The 413-nt window shown below is 69.7% G+C and carries 1 protein-coding gene; it reads left to right on the plus strand.

Annotated features, from left to right (window positions below):
* The coding region (locus QSK34_RS37650; RefSeq protein WP_502875572.1) for a glycosyl hydrolase family 95 catalytic domain-containing protein at nucleotides 1-413 on the plus strand (413 nt) is incomplete at both ends.

Below are 413 nucleotides of genomic sequence, written 5' to 3' on the forward strand. Positions count from 1 at the left end.
GGGCCGACGATGGACAACCAGATCCTGCGCGACCTGTTCAACGGCTGCGCCCAGGCCAGCCAGACCCTCGGCGTGGACGCCACCTTCCGCACCCAGGTCCTGGCCGCCCGCGACCGGCTCGCCCCGATGAAGACCGGCTCCCGCGGCAACATCCAGGAATGGCTGTATGACTGGATCGAGCCGGAGACCAACCACCGCCACATCTCCCACCTGTACGGGCTGCACCCCAGCAACCAGATCACCAAACGCGGCACCCCCGCGTTGTACACCGCCGCCCGGCGCACCCTGGAACTACGCGGCGACGACGGCACCGGCTGGTCCCTCGCCTGGAAGATCAACTACTGGGCGCGGATGGAAGAAGGCGCCCGCGCCCACACCCTGCTCCGCCTGCTGGTCACCACCGCCCGCCTCGC

The sequence above is a fragment of the Herbidospora sp. NBRC 101105 genome, from assembly GCF_030269205.1.
GTDB lineage: Bacteria > Actinomycetota > Actinomycetes > Streptosporangiales > Streptosporangiaceae > Herbidospora > Herbidospora solisilvae.